18 protein-coding genes are annotated in these 16,731 nt (G+C 51.9%); 11 read left to right on the forward strand and 7 right to left on the reverse strand.

The features are described 5' to 3' along the window. From folE to RIF25_RS07355, 4 genes are all read right to left on the reverse strand, one after another. A complete protein-coding gene (gene folE / locus RIF25_RS07340) occupies positions 1–705 on the reverse strand; it encodes a GTP cyclohydrolase I FolE (RefSeq protein WP_407682359.1) in 705 nt (234 codons plus the stop codon). A 76-nt stretch (positions 706–781) separates the two neighbouring features. Continuing rightward, positions 782–1,507 (reverse strand): SDR family oxidoreductase, encoded by a 726-nt coding sequence (locus RIF25_RS07345; RefSeq protein ID WP_322877900.1) that lies wholly within the window; start codon positions 1,505–1,507, stop codon positions 782–784. Positions 1,508–1,541: 34 nt separating this feature from the next. Then, the gene (locus tag RIF25_RS07350) at positions 1,542–2,516 is read right to left on the reverse strand and encodes an acetyl-CoA carboxylase carboxyltransferase subunit alpha (RefSeq protein WP_322877901.1); all 975 of its coding nucleotides are present in this window, start codon (positions 2,514–2,516) and stop codon (positions 1,542–1,544) included. Positions 2,517–2,635: 119 nt separating this feature from the next. After that, on the reverse strand, positions 2,636–3,661 hold the full coding sequence (locus tag RIF25_RS07355) for a long-chain acyl-[acyl-carrier-protein] reductase (protein WP_322877902.1): 1,026 nt from the start codon (positions 3,659–3,661) through the stop codon (positions 2,636–2,638). Positions 3,662–3,890: 229 nt separating this feature from the next. On the opposite strand from RIF25_RS07355, the gene larE reads away from it, so the two are divergent. Continuing rightward, entirely contained in the window at positions 3,891–4,727 is an 837-nt protein-coding gene (larE, locus tag RIF25_RS07360; RefSeq protein WP_322877903.1) for an ATP-dependent sacrificial sulfur transferase LarE, read from the forward strand. Positions 4,728–4,734: 7 nt separating this feature from the next. Here the strand turns inward: larE and RIF25_RS07365 are convergent, their stop codons facing one another. Continuing rightward, positions 4,735–5,322: a pseudouridine synthase gene (locus tag RIF25_RS07365; protein WP_322877904.1), complete on the reverse strand. Its 588-nt coding sequence runs from the start codon at positions 5,320–5,322 to the stop codon at positions 4,735–4,737. An 88-nt stretch (positions 5,323–5,410) separates the two neighbouring features. Here RIF25_RS07365 and purH point away from each other — a divergent pair, with 88 nt between their 5' ends. From purH to cbiQ, 8 genes are all read left to right on the forward strand, one after another. Continuing rightward, positions 5,411–6,961 (forward strand): bifunctional phosphoribosylaminoimidazolecarboxamide formyltransferase/IMP cyclohydrolase, encoded by a 1,551-nt coding sequence (gene purH / locus RIF25_RS07370; protein ID WP_322877905.1) that lies wholly within the window; start codon positions 5,411–5,413, stop codon positions 6,959–6,961. A gap of 16 nt (positions 6,962–6,977) precedes the next feature. Then, the gene (locus RIF25_RS07375) at positions 6,978–8,123 is read left to right on the forward strand and encodes a metallophosphoesterase family protein (protein WP_322877906.1); all 1,146 of its coding nucleotides are present in this window, start codon (positions 6,978–6,980) and stop codon (positions 8,121–8,123) included. Positions 8,124–8,157: 34 nt separating this feature from the next. Continuing rightward, positions 8,158–8,577: a DUF4351 domain-containing protein gene (locus RIF25_RS07380; protein ID WP_322877907.1), complete on the forward strand. Its 420-nt coding sequence runs from the start codon at positions 8,158–8,160 to the stop codon at positions 8,575–8,577. Between the two features lie 33 nt (positions 8,578–8,610). Continuing rightward, positions 8,611–9,228: an imidazole glycerol phosphate synthase subunit HisH gene (gene hisH, locus RIF25_RS07385; protein ID WP_322877908.1), complete on the forward strand. Its 618-nt coding sequence runs from the start codon at positions 8,611–8,613 to the stop codon at positions 9,226–9,228. Positions 9,229–9,274: 46 nt separating this feature from the next. Beyond that, positions 9,275–9,964: a 16S rRNA (guanine(527)-N(7))-methyltransferase RsmG gene (gene rsmG / locus RIF25_RS07390; protein ID WP_322877909.1), complete on the forward strand. Its 690-nt coding sequence runs from the start codon at positions 9,275–9,277 to the stop codon at positions 9,962–9,964. A gap of 115 nt (positions 9,965–10,079) precedes the next feature. Beyond that, positions 10,080–10,787 carry a cobalt transporter CbiM gene (cbiM, locus tag RIF25_RS07395; protein ID WP_322877910.1) on the forward strand — a complete coding sequence of 236 codons (708 nt, stop codon included), beginning with the start codon at positions 10,080–10,082 and terminating at the stop codon, positions 10,785–10,787. A gap of 172 nt (positions 10,788–10,959) precedes the next feature. After that, positions 10,960–11,310 (forward strand): PDGLE domain-containing protein, encoded by a 351-nt coding sequence (locus RIF25_RS07400; RefSeq protein WP_322877911.1) that lies wholly within the window; start codon positions 10,960–10,962, stop codon positions 11,308–11,310. Positions 11,311–11,329: 19 nt separating this feature from the next. Beyond that, positions 11,330–12,112 carry a cobalt ECF transporter T component CbiQ gene (gene cbiQ, locus RIF25_RS07405; protein ID WP_322877912.1) on the forward strand — a complete coding sequence of 261 codons (783 nt, stop codon included), beginning with the start codon at positions 11,330–11,332 and terminating at the stop codon, positions 12,110–12,112. Positions 12,113–12,159: 47 nt separating this feature from the next. On the opposite strand, the gene RIF25_RS07410 is transcribed toward cbiQ, so the two are convergent. Together RIF25_RS07410 and ndhK are read right to left on the reverse strand one after the other, a co-directional pair. Next, the gene (locus tag RIF25_RS07410) at positions 12,160–13,320 is read right to left on the reverse strand and encodes a histidine kinase (protein WP_322877913.1); all 1,161 of its coding nucleotides are present in this window, start codon (positions 13,318–13,320) and stop codon (positions 12,160–12,162) included. Positions 13,321–13,632: 312 nt separating this feature from the next. Then, positions 13,633–14,346 carry a photosynthetic/respiratory NAD(P)H-quinone oxidoreductase subunit K gene (gene ndhK, locus RIF25_RS07415; protein WP_322877914.1) on the reverse strand — a complete coding sequence of 238 codons (714 nt, stop codon included), beginning with the start codon at positions 14,344–14,346 and terminating at the stop codon, positions 13,633–13,635. 468 nt (positions 14,347–14,814) lie between these two features. Here ndhK and nadA point away from each other — a divergent pair, with 468 nt between their 5' ends. Together nadA and RIF25_RS07425 are read left to right on the forward strand one after the other, a co-directional pair. Beyond that, a complete protein-coding gene (nadA, locus tag RIF25_RS07420) occupies positions 14,815–15,780 on the forward strand; it encodes a quinolinate synthase NadA (protein ID WP_322877915.1) in 966 nt (321 codons plus the stop codon). A gap of 20 nt (positions 15,781–15,800) precedes the next feature. Beyond that, positions 15,801–16,718, forward strand: coding sequence for a glutaminase (locus RIF25_RS07425; RefSeq protein WP_322877916.1), 918 nt, complete (start codon positions 15,801–15,803; stop codon positions 16,716–16,718). The last annotated feature ends 13 nt before the right edge of the window (positions 16,719–16,731 follow it).

Consider the following 16,731-nt stretch of genomic DNA (forward strand, 5'->3'; position numbering starts at 1 on the left):
TTAGAAGTTTTGCTGATGCCGTACCAAGTTGAGAAATTCTTCGCGGGTTTTTTGGTCTTCCCGGAATACACCCAACATCGAACTTGTCACCGTCCACGACCCAGGCTTTTGCACCCCTCGCATCACCATACACATATGGGAGGCTTCCATGACCACAGCCACACCTTGGGGTTCGAGGACTTCATTCACCGCTTCGGCAATTTGGCGAGTTAGGCGTTCTTGGACTTGGAGGCGGCGGGCATACATCTCGACAATCCGAGCCAATTTACTCAGCCCGATCACCCGTTGATTGGGAATATAGGCCACATGAACTTTGCCAATAAAGGGCAGCATATGGTGTTCACAAAGGCTAAAGGCACTAATATCGCGCACCAGTACCATCTCATCATGGCCTTCATCAAATACCGCCCCGTTGACCAATTCTTCTAGGGATTGTGAGTATCCGCCTGTGAGAAACTGCATTGCCTCGGCCACCCGTTTGGGGGTTTTTAGCAGGCCTTCCCGCTCCGGATCCTCCCCCACACTCAGAAGCATGGTTTTGACAGCGGCCATCATTTCATCCTTGGCCACATCAACCGGTGGGGCTTGAATGAGGGGTTCTTTGCCTTGATGGGTATTCCGGTCGGGGAGGATGGGAGCCGTAGTCGGGCGTTTTCCGTTGGCAGGGGGATCGGGCAAATTAAGCGTGTTGGTAGAAATCGTCATGGCGATGAAATTAGTGAAAGGAATAGGTTAAACAATCAACAAGCGCGGTCAAAGCTTTATCCGTCCGAGGGGACAGTCAGAGGGTTCCGCCCAAGGGCATTAAGACGAGTTCTTCCACAAGGGCCTGGGGCGGGAGTTGAATGGCATAGAGAATAGACTGGGCTACGCTTTCCGGCGACAACATGGACGTGCGGTCAAAGTTTCCGACAATCGTTCCTTGATCCCAGATGGGAGTATCCACAGCACCCGGACAAAGGGCAATGACCCGAATTCCATGTTGGCGTTCTTCAGCGGCTAAGGTTTTTGTGAATCCCATCAGGGCAAATTTACTAGTGCAGTAGGCTCCCCAGTTGGAAAACACCTGTTGCCCGGCAATAGAAACCACGTTTATTATCGTACCGCACCGCTGGGATCGCAGGGAGGGGATGAGGGCCTGGGTACATTGCCAAATGCTGGTGACATTCAGGTTAATAATGGCTTGCCAGTCTTCTAAGGACATTTCTGCAAGGGGGGCGGTTTGAGCAATGCCAGCACTATTAATCAGAATTTGCACCGGCCCCACCTGATCTAGAACCTTTGTGATTTCAGCTTTGACATTGGGGATGTCCGCTAAATCAAGGCTAAAGGTGGGGGCTTTGACACCGAGGGCGATGGCCTTTGCCGCTACCTGGGCCAACTTTTCTTGATTACGCCCTACGAGAACTAAGTTAATCCCGGCCTGGGCCAGGGCTAGGGCAGTGGCAGCACCAATTCCACTACTGGCTCCAGTAATGAGGGCGCGTTGGGGTGAGGAGGGTAACATAAACTGGGGGATTGTAGTGAATGAATGGGGTAGTTTAGCTGGCCTGGGTAAAGACTCCCATGCGGCGGAATTTTTGATAGCGTAATTCGCGGCGTTCGGCTCCACTCATGGCCTGGAGTTCGTTTAAGTGGCGCAGAATGGCTGTTTTGAGACTGTCAGCGGCCTGGACGGGATCACTGTGGGTGGCACCAACGGGTTCAGCCAGAATTTCATCAATAATTCCCAACCGTTGCAAATCCGTAGCCGTAATTTTCAAACTTTCTGCGGCCTGGGGCGCTTTTTGGGCATCTCGCCAGAGAATAGCTGCACAGGCCTCAGGGGGAGCAACACTATAGACGGAGTGCTCAAACATTAAGACCCGATCCCCAACCCCGATGCCCAAGGCTCCACCAGACCCCCCTTCCCCGATGACCGTACAAATAATTGGCACATTCAGGCGAAACATTTCCCGCAAATTACAGGCGATCGCCTCTCCCTGGCCAAATTTCTCCGCATCGACTCCAGCCCAGGCCGCGGGGGTGTCAATAAAGGTCAAGATGGGCATCCCAAACCGGTCGGCATGATCCATTAACCGCATTGCTTTCCGATAACCACCGGGGGAGGCCATGCCAAAGTTCCGCAAGACATTATCTTTGGTGTCCCGGCCTTTTTGATGGCCTAACAACACTACGGGCTGTCCATCCACACGACCAACCCCCCCCACAATGGCTGGATCATCGGTACCCCGCCGATCGCCGTGAAGTTCCATCCATTCATCGCTGATGGCCTGGATATAGTCGAGGGTGCTGGGGCGGCGGGGATGGCGCGCGACTTGGAGCTTCTGGCCTGGCGTGAGTTGGCTAAAAATTTCTCGCCGGACTTGGGCGGCCCGTTGCTCCAGTTGCCGGACTTGCTCGGCCACATCTACCCCTAACTCAGAGGATTTGTCGCGGACTTGTTGAATTTGGGCTTCGAGTTCGACCAAGGGTTTTTCAAACTCCAATAAGAGGCGGCGTTCAGGGGTAGCCATGTCTTGAGTTTCCTTAGAATTTATATATTAGTCATAACAATCGGTCTGATAGAGTCAGTTCTCAACACTATTGGGGGTAAAGCGGCCAAAACTTCCCAACCACAAACCAGGCCCTGCGCCTAAATCCCTAACAACAGCGGTACGAATCCATGTTTTTGAGAAACGTCACCAATTTTCTGCATCGCCTCGACCGTAATTTGATTCCGTCCCCAAGAAAAATTAGTGTGCCAACCTTCAAATTCTAAGAGCATCGCTTCAGCAAAACAGGCAAACATCTGCCGGGATGGAACATCCATATTCACAATGGACATAATGCGCCAATCAATATCTAAGCTGTGCTCAACGATGCCGCCATTAAGGACATAGACCCCAGGCCGTTGGAGTTTTGTCCCTAGATTTTTCGGGTAGCCACCATCAATCATCAAACAGGTTTCCTTGAGGGTCTCGGCTTGAATTTCTACACCCTTGGGCATACTGGCGACCCAGACTACAATATCGGCTAGGGGTAAGGCTTCTTCTAGGGGTAAGACTTTGCCGCGACCGAGTTCATCTTGGAGGGACTGAAGGCGTTCGGAGTTGCGGGCCACTAACAGCAGATCAGCCACATCTAACTGACTATCTAACCAGCGACAGACGGCACTACCGATATCCCCCGTTGCCCCACAAACCGCCACTGTGGCCTGGGATAGGTCAATACCCAGTTGGGCCGAGGCTTGTTCAACCTGTCGGCAGATGACATAGGCGGTGTGGGTATTGCCTGTGGTGAATTTGCTGAAGTCGAGTTCAACATTGCGAACTTGAGGCATCTTCTCGAGGTTGAAATTCTCAAAGATAATCGAGGAAAATCCCCCTAAGGCTGTGATGTCAATTCCATGTTTTTGGGCGTGGGCCATGGCGTTAATAATTTTACGGGTTGCAGCTTTCATCCGTTGTTGGGCCAGCATTTCCGGCAAGAAGCAGGATTCGACATATTTTCCCTGAATGGTTTTGCCCGTGATGCTGGTCACCGTAATCTCATCCACAATCTGGGGCGGGGCCATACACCAAAATTCCAGGCCTTGATCTGCATATTCGGGATAACCTAAGTCTCGGGCAACAGATTGAGCATGATCGAGGCTGGTGAGATGACCAATAAGTCCAAACATGGGCAGTTGATGAGGGGAATATAAAGGAAGATAAAGAAAACTATCAGAACAAAATATATGGCTGATACGTTAGAGTCTAACTTAGTCCTTGCAGTTTTGAACCAGACCGGGGCAAGTTGGGGATCAATCTCTGGCGGATCGGGGTTAGAGGGGAAGGGATAAACTAGAGGAGTAGGGCTGTTGAAGCCAAGCTAAGTTTGCCAAGTTATATGGATAGGTTGGGCCATTCATGACCGTTTCCCCGACTCTTAAGCCTAAACTCAATCAACTGAAAACCCTGTTTGCGGAAATGGGCCGGGCCCTGGTTGCCTATTCCGGCGGGATTGATAGCTCTTTGGTGGCCAAGGTGGCCTGGGATGTTCTTGGAACCGAAGCCTTAGCGGTGACCGCAGTTTCCCCCTCCTTACTGCCGGAAGAATTAGTCGAAGCAGAAGATCATGCCTTAGACATTGGCATTACCCATAAATTAGTGGAAACCCAAGAATTAGCCCGGCCCGGCTATGCGGCTAATCCCGTCAATCGGTGCTATTTCTGCAAAAGTGAACTCCACGACACCTTAAAACCCTTGGCTCAAGCCCTTGGCTATGACTATGTGGTGGATGGGGTGAATGCCGATGACCGCCAAGATTATCGTCCGGGGATTCAGGCGGCCAAAGAACGGGGGGTGCGTTCGCCTTTGGCAGAAGTGGGAATTTCCAAGTTAGAGGTGCGGCAGTTAGCCAAAGAACTCGGCCTGGCCTGGTGGGATAAGCCGGCCCAACCCTGCTTAAGTTCCCGGTTTCCCTATGGCGAAGAAATTACCCTGGAAAAATTGCAACGGGTGGGGCGGGCCGAACAATACCTCCGCAAATTAGGCTGGCGAGAATTACGGGTGCGCTCCCAGGCCACCACGGCCCGCATTGAACTCCCCCCTGGACAAATTAAGCAATTTATTGCCGAAACAGATTTAGAAGCCCTCGTCCAGGCCTGGCAAGAATTGGGCTTTACCTATGTGACGTTGGACTTAGAAGGCTTTCGCAGCGGCAAATTGAACCAAGAATTACCCTTGGCAGCCCAGGTTTCTTAACGGGGGTTTACCGTCCTTTGGGGCGAATTTGCTGGCACTCAGCCTTGGTTAAGGGTCGCCATTGGCCTGGGGTGAGTCCCGCTATGGATAGGTTCTCAATTTGGCAGCGGATTAAGCGCAAGGTTGGCAAACCCACGGCTGCGGTCATCCGTCTGACTTGGCGATTGCGACCTTCTCTAAGGGTTAACTCTAGCCAGGCCGTTGGAATTTTGGCTCGATGGCGAATCGGGGGATCACGCTCTGGTAAATCGGGAGAAACTGGAAGATGGTGAACCAGGGCTGGACGAGTAAAATAATTTTGAATTTTTAAGCCCCCTTGGCGCAGTTGTTGCAGTTGAGCCGCGGTGGGTTGCCCTTCAACTTGGACCCAATAGGTGCGGCGGTGCCCGTAGCGGGGATCACTGAGAAAGTGTTGCAATCGCCCATCATCGGTCAGGAGTAACAAGCCTTCGCTATCGTGATCTAAACGCCCGACTGGATAGACATCCGGGATGGGAATAAACTCCTTCAGGGTGGGGTGGGAAGCCCCTGGTTCTGGGCTAAATTGGCTGAGCACCCCATAGGGTTTGTAGAAAATTAGATAATGCTGGGGCAAGGCTATCCCTGATTGATTCCGGCAAGCACGGTATTATCCTACTGTGTCCAAAGTTATCTATGCTGGAAGGTAGCGATTGGATACGTTCATGACCCGCCTGGCACTTCTCAGCACCTCCGATAAATCTGGCCTGGTTGATTTGGCTCAAACCCTAGTTGCAGAATTTGGGTTCCAACTCCTCAGCAGTGGTGGGACAGCTGCAACCTTAGCCGCTGCCAATATCCCGGTCACGAAAGTTTCAGACTATACCCAATCTCCAGAAATTCTGGGGGGGCGGGTCAAAACTCTCCATCCGAAAATTCATGGCGGCATTTTAGCTCGGCGAGACTTAGAGGCGGATTTAGCAGACCTAGCTGCCCAGGCCATGGAACCCATTGATTTGGTGGTGGTCAATCTTTATCCCTTTCAGGCCACCATTGCCAAAGCCGATGTCTCCTTTGGGGATGCGATTGAAAATATTGATATTGGTGGGCCAACGTTAATCCGCGCCGCCGCTAAAAATCATGCCCATGTCACGGTTCTCTCCAATCCCAGTCAATACGCTGCCTATCTCCAGCAGTTGCGGTCAGCAGGAGCCAGACCTACTCCAGAATTTCGCTTGCAATGTGCCCAGGCCGCCTTTGCCCACACCGCCGAATATGACCAGGCCATTGCCAATTATCTCCTGACCGCCGCTGACTCGAACCCAGATCAACCGTTGCCGGCGACGTTTACCTTGAGTGGTGTAATTCAGCAAACCCTACGCTATGGTGAAAACCCCCATCAAGCCGCGGCCTGGTATCGGACTGGGACAACTCCTACGGGTTGGGCCGCTGCCGATCTCCTCCAGGGCAAGGAACTCAGCTATAACAATCTCCTAGATTTGGAAGCGGCCCGCTCCTTAGTGGCGGAATTTTCCGATCAACCCACCGCCGTCATTGTTAAGCACACAAATCCCTGTGGGGTTGCCACTGCTTCAACGCTCAAGTCAGCCTATGAGCGCGCCTTTGCCGCCGATAGTGTCTCCGCCTTTGGGGGCATTGTGGCTCTGAATCGCCCCTTGGATGCAGAAACTAGCGAACTATTAACCCAAACCTTTTTAGAATGTGTGGTTGTCCCAGGTTGTGAACCCGCCGCCGTGGCCCAGTTAGCCCATAAGCCCAAAGTCCGAGTTTTAGTGGCTCCAGATTTGACTGTCGGCCCCCCCTTGCCCATTCGCACGATTGCTGGGGGTTTTTTGGCCCAAGCCGCTAGTGAACAAGCCCCCAGCCCAGATCAATGGGAAATTGTCACCCAGTCCCAGCCCACTCCAGAGCAGTGGCAAGATTTAATCTTTGCCTGGAAAGTCGTGAAGCACGTCAAGTCCAATGCCATTGTGGTTGCTAAAGAGTTACAAACCCTCGGCATTGGGGCTGGGCAAATGAATCGGGTTGGTTCGGTGCAAATTGCCTTGGCCGATGCTGCTGCGGCTGCCCAAGGGGCTGTTTTAGCCAGTGATGGCTTTTTCCCCTTTGCAGATTCTGTCCAAACCGCCGCCGCCGCCGGAGTTAAGGCCATTGTTCAACCAGGGGGCAGTTTGCGAGATCAAGAGTCCATCCAAGCGGCTAATGAGCTTGGCCTGGTGATGGTCTTCACGAATCGTCGCTATTTCCGGCATTAGAGCCTCGGTGGCCATCATGGTGCGTTTTGGCATTATTAGTGATCCCCATATTGCCCTACCGGAAACCCTGCCCGAGCCGAGTCGCCGCTTTCCCCTCGTGGAATTTAGTATTCCGGCTTTTGAAGTTGCCTTGGCTGATTTAACCCAGTTAGGGATTGATTTTCTCCTATTACCCGGCGATCTAACCCAGCATGGAGAGCCAGAAAATCATCGCTGGTTGGGGGAGCGTCTCCAAAAACTCCCTTTCCCCACCTATGTCATCCCCGGAAATCATGATTTGCCCGTGCCGGAACCGGATGGTCGCTCCATTGGCTTTGCTGAGTTTCCCCTGTTTTATCCCCAGGCCGGCTATGTGGATCCCCATCAGCATTACTATTGTTGCTACCCGGCCCCAGGCTTACGCTTAATTGCCCTCAATTCCAACACTTTTAATGACCAGGGGAAGCAAATTGGCTATCTGGAGTCAGCACAATGGGCCTGGCTAGAGGAAATCTTAGGGAATTCTGTCCCGGAGCCGACCCTGACGATGGTGATGATCCACCACAATGTGATTCCCCATTTACCTGATCAGGCCGAGCATATCCTCAGTCGGCGTTATATTTTGGCCAATGCGGCTCCTTTGCGACAACTCCTGAAACAGCACCAAGTGCCTTTATTAATTACCGGACACCTCCATGTGCAGAATATTGCCTATGCCGAGGGATTGTATGAAATTACCACTGGTTCCCTAGCTAGTTATCCCCATCCCTATCGCCGCGTTGAAATCCCCCAGTTAGACGCTCTCGAACCGGAAGTCAAAATCACCACCCACTATGTCCAAGCCGTCCCCACGGCCCCAGATTTACAGGCCCATTCTCGCCAGTGGTTAGTTAATCGCAGCTTGGGGTTTATGGCCTGGTATTTGACATTGCCGCCCTTAAGTTTGGATCAAGTCCAGGCAGATCGTCTTGCCCCCCAACTGCAAGAGGTTTGGGCCCAGGTTTCGGCGGGGGATGCGAGAGTGGAACTACCGGACTTACCTCAACCTGTGCGGGCCTATTTTGAGAATTTTAGCCACGTCTCCCCGACAGGCTGCCCAGAACTCAGGGATAACAACACGCAGTTTCGCCTTCAGGCCCGCTCTCTTGCCGCCAGCAAGGTTGACCCCCATGGCCTCCGATAAAATATATCCTCCGACTTCAGGACGGGGAGTGTCAATGCCCTTAGCAACCCTTTGTCAAACAACCAATGCCCAACAACTTCTGGAAATAATTGCCACTGAACTTCAGCAAATCCCCACTCCAACTGGGCGAGCACAACTGATGGCCTGCTGTGATGTCTTGGCTGGGCTACGATTTGAGAAAGACCTGATTCATGCCATCTTTCGGGAGGAGGTTATGCAGGAATCCGTCACATATCAGGATATTTTGCAAAAGGGAGTCACCCAAGGGATTCAACAGGGGGTACAGCAGGGAGAAGTAACGGTGGTCTTGCGTCTCCTCCAGCGTCGTTTTGGTGAGGTTGCCCCAGAGTTATTAGGAAAAGTCAGGGCCTTGTCTGTGACCGAATTGGAGGCCTTGGCTGATGCGTTGCTGGATTTTGCTGATCTTGCCGCCTTCCCGGCCTGGTTGGGGTAGAGGATTTTTGTTTACATCCTGGAGGAAGATTTCATGAAAACAGTGGCCGTGATTGATTACGACATGGGCAATTTACACTCGGTTTGTAAGGGACTGGAGTTTGCCGGAGTGGAGCCAATCGTCACGGATCAGGCCAAGGATATTCTGGATGCCGCAGCGGTCGTGTTACCCGGGGTGGGGGCCTTTGATCCAGCCATGGCCCATCTCCACAAGCGAAACTTAGGCGAACTCCTGCCCCAAGTGATTGCCCAAGGAAAGCCATTTTTAGGCATTTGCCTCGGCTTGCAGATTTTATTTGAAAAAAGCGAGGAAGGACAGTCCCCCGGCCTGGGTATTTTTGCCGGCACCGTCAATCGCTTCCAGGCCGAACCCGACTTAACCATTCCCCACATGGGCTGGAACCAACTTCACCTCAGTCAACCCCAACACCCCCTTTGGCAGGGCTTGGAACCAGAACCTTGGCTCTATTTTGTCCACTCCTTTTATGTTGCGCCTACCCATCCTGACCTGACTGCCGCCACTGTCACCCATGGCCAACAGACCGTCACTGCCGCCATTGCCCAAGATAACCTGATGGCCGTTCAGTTCCACCCGGAGAAATCCGCAACCACTGGCTTAACCATTCTCAAAAACTTTGCCAGCCTCTTCTAAAGAGGAAAGTCTATGGGTAGGATATTCATGATGCAGGGAAAAGATCGTGCCGTTTTCTGATTTACCAAACGCTGCCGAGATTTGGCAAAATACCTTGGCCTGGCAACCGAATGAACAACAACAGCAAAAATTTGCCGCCTTTTACCAGGCCATGCTGACGGCCAACTCCCAATTCAACCTGACCCGCATCACCGATGCCAAGGACTTCTGGGAAAAACATCTTTGGGATGCCCTCAGTGGGATACAACCTTGGTTAACGGATCTGGCCCTAAATCCGGGCGCATTGGTGGTGGATATTGGCAGTGGGGCTGGTGTGCCGGGCATCCCCGTGGCCCTGGCCCGACCTGATTGGCAGGTTACGCTCCTAGAGGCACGCCGCAAAAAGGTCAGTTTTTTGGAATCCTTGCCCCAACTCTTAGGTCTGACCAATGTGAACGCGGTTTGGAGTCGGGCCGAAGACTATCACCCCCAGGCCAGTTTTGATTTCGCTTTGGTACGAGCGGTGGGGAATATTCAGCAATGTTTGCATTTCGCCCTACCCTTAGTTAAACCTGGGGGCTTAGTCATCCTTTATCGGGGCCAATTTCAAGCGAGTGATAACCATGATCTGGAAAAAGAACTCAGTCATGGGCAGGCAACTTTAGAACAGGTTCTGGCTTGGCAAACCCCCTTGACTGGTGGCACTCGCCATTGCCTGTTGATTCGCCGCCCTGGCCATGCCCCCCGCCCCCATTGAATTTAACGAGTGAAAGAGCTTATCTTACCCAGAGATGGCCAGTCTCAACTCGAGTGATCCCCCGACATAAAGGGGTATCTCCACTGGCCTGGTTCAATTTTGTGAGTCATGTCTCATGTTTGGTTTAGCCTTGCCCCTCCCTTGCCCGTTGGCCATGCATATTCCCGATGGCTATCTCTCTTGGCCGGTGAGTTTAGTGAATTGGGTCATTGCCTTGGGCTTGATTGCAGTTTCACTGCGGCAGGTCAAGGAGAGCTACCAAGACCGGACTGTTCCCCTGATGGGAGTGGTGGCGGCGTTCATCTTTGCCGTTCAGATGATTAATTTTCCGATTCCCGGTGGCACCTCTGGGCATTTGCTGGGGGGGACCTTAGCGGGGGTACTGGTGGGCCCTTGGGCCGGGACATTGGTGATGACGGTGGTCTTTATTGTTCAAAGCGTGTTTTTCCAAGATGGGGGGCTGACGGTTTTGGGTGCCAACATTGTCAACATGGGCTTAATTGGTACCTTCGGTGGCTATTATGTGTATTTAATTTTACGGCGAATGTTTGGCTTCCAACGCTGGCGGGGGATGGCCATTGGGGCGGCGGTGGCGGGTTGGCTGAGTGTGGTGGTGGCGGCCTTAGTGGTGGCTTTGGAGCTGGCCCTATCGGGAACGGTGCAATTACAGGTGGCCCTGGTGGCGATGCTGGGGTGGCATATCGTGATTGGGATTGGAGAAGCCATTATTACGGTCATGGCCCTGAGCTACATCTGGAAAACTCGTCCGGATCTCTTCTTTGATCCCCCCCATCGCCCCAAAAAAGCCTTGCAGTATGAATAATTTCTGTAATTTCCGGGGAAATTTTCTGGGGCTTTCTAAGCTATTCTTACGGCCTCCGGTCAATCCAGCTATCGCCAGCCCCATCCTGCCATCTCAAAAATCAGCCCGCAAAAACTGATCAATCGTTAGGTCTTAGGTTTCTATTTGTTCAGGACAGTTTGTGTAACGCCCTATGACTCCATCTGATCCTCCGCCTAAAAATCGTCTCGTCTGGTTAACCGGCCTGGGGACGGCTTTGGTCATTGCTGTGTTTATTTCTCCCTTGGCCAGTGGAGATCCCGATGGCTTAGATCGGGTGGCCCAGGATTTGAAGTTTGATCGCCAGGCCCATGAAAACCCGCCCGCCCGTCAGTTACCCTTTGCCCAAGTCTTTGATGAATATGCCCTACAGGGTGTCCCCACAGGCCTAGCAACGCCCTTAGCCGGTTTAATTGGGACTCTTATTACCTTTGGCTTGGCTTGGGGCCTGGGAAAACTGGTGATTCCGAGTCAAAAATCTCCCGCTGACCCTCCTGAAAGCTAAACTGTTCTGGCTGTCGCCCATGCTCCTCCACATTCATTCGGTTTTACCAATCCAGGCCGCCGTAAATTCAACCCCCTGGCAAACCTTAACGCCTCCTGGTCGGATTTTATGTGCTGGATTGGGTGTATTTGCCATTGCCTTGACCCCCAATGGCCAATGGCTGACTTGGTTAGTGTACGGTTTGGCTGTCCTTGGCCTGGTGATCTTGAGCCAGATTAACCTGGGGGAGTTGGGGAAGCGGCTGGTGGTGGAGTTGTTATTTTTGAATGTGATTATCCTCGGGACGCTCTTTCGCAGTGGCGGGGATGTGGTTTGGAGTTATGGGCTAATTCGCATTACCAGCCAAGGCCTGGTGATTATGGGCAGTGTGGCCGCCAAGATGCTTTTATCCCTGATACTTTTGAATATTTTGACCCTGACAACTTCCGTCAGTGATTTAATCCACGGCCTGGCCCGCCTCAAGGTTCCCCCCTTGCTGATTGGAGTTTTAGGGGCGATGTATCGCTATCTGGGATTGCTAATTTCAGAATTTCAAGCGACCCATCGCGCCGCCCAGGCCCGGAACTTAATGACAACTCCTGGAACAATCCGTTTAGTAATCAGCCATAGCATTGGAAGTTTGTTTATTCGTACCTATGAACGGGGAGAACGGATTTACCAGGCCATGGCCGCCCGCGGGTCTGGAATAGCCCATAATTTTGCAGTTTCCCCCTATGATCCGACTGATTCCCGCCCAGATTGTTACGCCCTGATGGTCACAGTCCTGATTGCCGTTGCGGGGCAAGTATCTCATTATCTCTAGGCTGAGGCTCAGTTTATGAGTCCGTCAATGTCCCCAAATGGCTTGCCCTATCCCCGATACACCGGCAACGTAAACTGAAAATTACTGCCTTGTCCAGTTGAATCAACCCAAATTTGCCCATAGTGGGCCCGAATAATTTCCCGACATAGGGATAAACCAATGCCATAGCCATCAACTTCCGGGTTGGCATGGAGGCGATACTGTTCCTCAAAAACCTTCTCCTGCTGTTCTCGGGGGATTCCAGGCCCGGTATCGGAGATACTAACTTGTACTTTTTGAGTGGTGCGATGGAGCGCGCTGAGGTGAATCTGCCCCCCTTCCGGCGTGTATTTATGGGCATTATCTAGAATATTGACTAACACCTGGCGCACCCGATCCCGATCCGCATGGACTGGGGGAATATCACTGGGGAGGTCGGTGGTGATTTTCTGTTTCTTTTGGATGAAACTATCCCGTAAATCTGCTAGCACGTCCCGACAGAGATGATTGAGATCTAGTTTGCGGGGATGAATATGCAAGGTTGAGCTACTGCCACGGGCGGCCAAGAGTAGATCTGTGATCATGTGTTCAATCACCGTGGTCTGATAGCGGGCATGGTGGAGCAGTCGATCCAGGGTGGCTGGTTCCATTTTGCTGGCGACGGTTTCTGACTCTGGATGCCAATAGTTATCTAAGGTTTCCAGGGCTAAACTCACCGCAGTTAAGGGATTTCGCAATTCATGGGCCAACAGACTAATAATCCGATCCTTAAACTTAAGGTGATCCCGGAGGCTTTCAATGTCCTGGGTAAGTTGGAAAATTTCATCGGCCATCCGCATAAATTCAGTGGTGTAGCTCAAGGACGCGGCTATCGCGCCTGTTTCCGCACGGCCTCGATTAGCCTGGCTCTCTAGTTCCTGTTGCCAGCGGGGCCACCAATGATCGACTTTTTGCAGGAGTTTTTGCCCTGCTAGGGTTTGCCGGGGTTCTGGGCTAATTTTTACCAAGGCGGGGGTGGCAATTAACTTGAAATGTTCAACCAAGTAGGGATGCTCACAGACTGAGATCACCTTGAGGTCAAAGCCATAGGGGGAGAGCAAAGAATGGAGGTGGGCTTGAATTTCTTGCACCCGCTCCTTCATTCCTGGCCGTTGATCGACAAACAACAACAACTTAAGGGGAGATTCAGCCCCATCGACAGCAGCAGAAAACAAGTCAGGCGAGGACAAAACTCTAACCTAAAGACGACTAGCTAAAGATGCCGAGGAGTAACAATCGCCTTAGCCATCCTAATGGAGAACAGGGGACAATCAGCCAGGTTTGAGATTTCCCTCTCCCATAAGTCTCATTGCGAATATGAAACGGGATCAGGGTCAGAGGATGGACTGAGTCTTTGATTCACAGTTAACTCAGTTTATCTCTGACCTGGCCCCTATCACAACGACCCGATACACCCCTTAACTCCAGAGTAATCGGCAGGGCTATCCCTCTCCAGAAGCCAATGGGCCAGTGTAGTCAGTAAACAAGTCAGTGATGTCTCCCTAAACCTGGGTCGGCACATCCACAGGGGCGGCGGTTAAAGCGGCGGGAACTGGTTGACTGAGGGCGGCGGCTAGTTCTGGAGGTGGGGCTTGGCGACTGGCGGCATTGAGATATTCCCCAGTTAAAATTGGGGCAACGGCTTTCATTTCGTGCTTAACCGTAAATAGACGTTGGGCCTGTTGGAAATTTCCCCGCTCGTTGAGATGCTCGTTGGCAATTTTTTTCCGCAGTTTGACAATAGCATCCATAATTGCCTCTGGGCGGGGGGGGCAACCAGGCAAATACACATCCACGGGAATCAGCTTATCAACGCCCCGCACGGCCGAGTAGGAATCCGAGCTAAACATCCCCCCAGTAATGGTGCAAGCTCCCATGGCAATCACATATTTGGGTTCAGGCATTTGGTCATAGAGGCGGACAAGGGCTGGGGCCATCTTCATGGTGATCGTCCCGGAGGTAATGATTAGGTCGGCCTGGCGGGGACTGGATCGGGGAACTAAGCCAAAGCGGTCAAAGTCGAACCGAGAGCCAATCATGGCGGCAAATTCAATAAAACAGCAGGCTGTGCCATAGAGGAGGGGCCATAAACTAGAAAGCCTGGCCCAGTCATAAACATCATTCAAGGAGGTGAGGATGATATTCTCCCCTAGCTCTTGGGGAATTTCCGGGCGAGAGATCGGATTCTGAATGGTTGGCACAGGGGTATTGGTCATGGGTGTTCACTCAGCTAAGGAAAGGGAGAGGCAGAAATGAAGTCAGAGGCTAATCACAGAATATAACGTTACAGAGACTGTTCTAAGACCAGAGACCGGGTATGACGATTGCCGATATGCCGCGAGGAGGGGCCATACCACCAACTCAATTCTAGAACGACCCTGAAACAGCCTTAAACGAGCTGGTGCTATCCAGTGAAGTCATTTTCGGCCGAGATCATCTCTAGGGGCTGTTCTCTTCAAGGGGGATGGGGACAATTCTCCGACATCTACGGAGATGAGCGTTCCCCAGGCCTGGAATCGTTTGCCCAGAGCCATAGTAACAAATCTATTTGACCTGACTTCATGTTTGAGATTGATAAATCTTTGGCCTGGGTTTAGGGGGACTTATGTCCAGATCAAATAGAGGTAGATTATGGTAAAAACTACTATAATTAAAAACAGCTAATTTTACCCACCCCCACTCCTGTGTTTGCAACCCTTGCTCCCCCCAGGCCAACCCTCGATCCCCCGGCCTTAGTTGCGGCGATCCAGGCCCTGAAGACAGAACTCAATGCGGTGATTTTGGCCCACTACTACCAGGAGCCAGGCATTCAGGATGTGGCGGATTACATCGGGGATTCTTTGGGGTTATCCCAACAGGCTGCCCAAACCTCAGCTCAGGTGATTGTCTTTGCCGGGGTACACTTCATGGCTGAGACGGCCAAAATTTTGAATCCTGATAAACAGGTGTTACTTCCCGATTTAGATGCCGGTTGTTCTCTGGCGGATAGTTGTCCGGCGGCAGAATTTGCGGCCTTTAAGGCGGCCCACCCCAATCACCTAGTCATTTCCTATATCAATTGCACGGCAGAGGTGAAAGCCCTCAGTGATATTATCTGCACCAGTGCCAACGCCGTTAAAATCGTCCAGCAGATTCCCACGGATCAACCGATTATTTTTGCCCCTGACCGTAATTTAGGCCGCTATGTGATGGCCCAAACCGGGCGAGAGTTGCTGCTTTGGGAGGGCAGTTGTATTGTCCATGAAACTTTTTCCGAAAAACGGATTATTGCACTGGGCCTGGACTATCCTGATGCCAAACTGATTGCCCACCCTGAATGTGAACCCGCCATTCTGCGCCATGCGGACTATATTGGCTCAACGACTGCTCTGCTGCACTATACCCAAACTAGCCCGGAACAGACCTTTATTGTCGCCACTGAGTCAGGCATTATTCATCAAATGCAGCGGGCTAACCCTGAGAAAACCTATATTCCGGCCCCATCCATTAGTAATTGCAATTGTAATGAATGTCCCTATATGCGGCTGAATACCCTGGAAAAGCTCTATTACTGTATGGCGAACCAGTCTCCAGAAGTTACCGTTCCCCCAAACATTGCCGCGGCGGCCCGCAAACCGATTCAGCGTATGTTAGAACTGAGTCGCACTTGATGCCCGGAATCTAAACGTTTGTGGCCATAACATCTCGAGATCGGTTAAATCAACTTGACCTGTTGCAATTGGAGAGGTGGGCAGAATCCGTTCAAGGTAAAAAACTTTCCGGAAAAATACTCGAACGCTTACCCAGTGATCCCCAAGAAGCCACTGTTGCCGTCGCCAGCCTCGATGATCATCACTTGGCCTGGGGCACTACTGGGGCAACCTTTCCGCTGATGAGTGTGGTCAAGCCATTTTTATTACTCTACTTACTGGAAACCTTAGGGGCTGAAGTCGTTTTTCAAAAAGTTGGGATGCAGCCCTCAGACCGGCCCTATAACTCGGTGGTGGAATTGGAAATTGATCAGGGCTGGCCCCGTAATCCGATGATTAACAGTGGAGCTATTTGTCTGGCGAGTTTATTGCCGGGGGAGTCCGCAACTGCCAGATGTGAAGCCTTCAGGCAATGGCTAAATCAGGTCTCTGGGGCCCAACTCGTCCTTGATCAGCAGGTTTTAGCCCAAGTCAATGCCCATCCCAACTGGCAAAATCGGGGAATTACTCACCTGTTAAATTTGGCGGGTCATTTTGAGCATCCCCAGTTAGTCTTGGATAGTTACAATCAAATTTGCTGTTTACGGACAACGGTAACCGATTTAGCGGCCCTTGGCCTGGTTCTGGCGGGAAAAAATCCCCAGATTGGCCCCAAACATCGGCAGTTAGTGAATGGGATTATGCTCACCTGCGGACTGTACGAAGACTCGGCCCAAATGATGGCCCAAATTGGCCTACCCATGAAGTCAGGGGTGAGTGGAGCCATGGTTGCTATTATTCCCCAGGCCGGTGCCATAGCTGTGTATAGTCCTCTCTTGGATGAGACGGGTAATTCTGTCTGGAGCTTGGCCCTATTGGAAGAAATCTCACAGAGCTTGGAGTTGAGTATTTTAGGCTAACTTCCCCGATGAT

It is taken from the genome of Pseudocalidococcus azoricus BACA0444 (genome assembly GCF_031729055.1).
In the GTDB taxonomy this organism is placed as follows: domain Bacteria; phylum Cyanobacteriota; class Cyanobacteriia; order Thermosynechococcales; family Thermosynechococcaceae; genus Pseudocalidococcus; species Pseudocalidococcus azoricus.